At 69.6% G+C, this 1,574-nt stretch carries 2 protein-coding genes; one reads left to right on the top strand and one right to left on the bottom strand.

Annotation, left to right across the window (positions count from 1 at the left end; translation table 11 throughout):
• A partial coding sequence (locus D588_RS0115615; protein ID WP_017916650.1) for a polyprenyl synthetase family protein occupies nt 1-899 on the bottom strand: 899 nt, incomplete at its 3' end.
• A 281-nt stretch (nt 900-1,180) separates the two neighbouring features.
• Here D588_RS0115615 and ssb point away from each other — a divergent pair.
• Nucleotides 1,181-1,574, top strand: a 394-nt coding sequence (ssb, locus tag D588_RS0115610; RefSeq protein WP_017916649.1) for a single-stranded DNA-binding protein, incomplete at its 3' end; no start/stop codon positions are given.

The following is a 1,574-nucleotide window of genomic DNA, read 5'->3' as shown; positions in this document are numbered from 1 at the left end:
TAGTCGGCCGCGCGGCGGCGGCTGTAGTCGATGCCGCCGCTGGCCTCGATCGCGGCCAGCACCTCTGGCATCGCGCTGGCGTCGCCCTGTTCGACGATCTGGCGCAGGCGCGCGCGGGTGACGTTGTCGGCATGCGCCATGGCGTGGATCAGCGGCAGCGTGGCCTTGCCCTCGGCCAGGTCGTCGCCCAGGTTCTTGCCCAGGTCGGCGGCGTCGGCGGTGTAGTCGAGCACGTCGTCGGCGATCTGGAACGCATAGCCCAGCTGCATGCCGTAGTCGTACAGGCGTTCCTGCACCGCCTCGCTGGCACCGGAGGCCAGCGCTCCAAGCCGGGTGCCGGCGGCGAACAGCACCGCGGTCTTGCGCTCGATCACACGCAGGTAGGCGGCTTCGTCGGTGTCGGGGTTGTGCACGTGCAGCAGTTGCAGCACCTCGCCCTCGGCGATGCGGTTGGTGGTGTCGGCCAGCAGGCGCATCACCGCCATGCTGTCCAGCTCCACCATCAGCTGGAAACTGCGCGAATACAGGAAGTCGCCGACCAGCACGCTGGGCGCGTTGCCCCACAGCGCATTGGCGGTGCTGCGGCCGCGGCGCAGGTCCGACTCGTCGACCACGTCGTCGTGCAGCAGGGTCGAGGTGTGGATGAATTCGATGATCGCCGCCAACTGGTGCTGCATCGGCCCGCCGGCGCCGCAGGCGCGGCCGGCCAGCACCACCAGCATCGGCCGCAGGCGCTTGCCGCCGGCGGAGACGATGTGGTCGGCGATCTGGTTGATCAGCACGACGTCCGAGGACAGGCGGCGGCGGATCAGGGCGTCCACCTCGGCCATGTCCGGCGCGGCGAGCATCTGGATCTGGGGCAGGCCCAGGGCGGAGCTGGGGGATTCGGCGATGCTCATGCGGACAGGACTGGAAACGTGCGCAAAGTATAGGCTGCGCGGCCACATCCGTCCCGTTGTGGGCCGGGGCAGGGGGCGGAGAGCTTGCCGTGCCTGGGTTTGCAGCGCCCGGCGGGAGGCGTGCCGGCAGGATTCCGACAGCCCAATGCGGCGTTTTCCGGGGCGCCGGCGGGCGCCTGGCGCAGGCCGGTCCGGCCCGGCGATGTTAGGATTGCTCCCCGAAATCTTCTTTACCGCTCTGCGTGCCCCCTGGCCGCGGAGACCCCAGACGGAAGCAGCTCATGGCCCGCGGCATCAACAAAGTCATCCTCGTCGGCAACCTCGGCAACGATCCCGACACCAAGTACACCCAGGCCGGCATGGCCATCACCCGCATCAGCCTGGCCACCACCAGCGTGCGCAAGGACCGCGACGGCAACCAGCAGGAACGCACCGAGTGGCATCGCGTGGTGTTTTTCGGAAAGCTCGGTGAGATCGCCGGCGAGTACCTGCGCAAGGGCAGCTCGGTCTACGTCGAAGGCTCGATCCGCTACGACAAGTACACCGGCCAGGACGGCGTGGAGAAGTACTCCACCGACATCGTCGCCGACGAGATGCAGATGCTCGGCGGCCGCGGCGAGGGCGGTGGCGGCGGCATGGGCGGCGGCGACCGTCCGCAGCGCTCGGCGCCGCCGC

The sequence above is a fragment of the Xanthomonas sp. SHU 308 genome, assembly GCF_000364645.1.
GTDB classification, from domain to species: Bacteria; Pseudomonadota; Gammaproteobacteria; order Xanthomonadales; family Xanthomonadaceae; genus Xanthomonas_A; species Xanthomonas_A sontii.
This window is presented reverse-complemented; position numbering and strand designations above follow the sequence as displayed.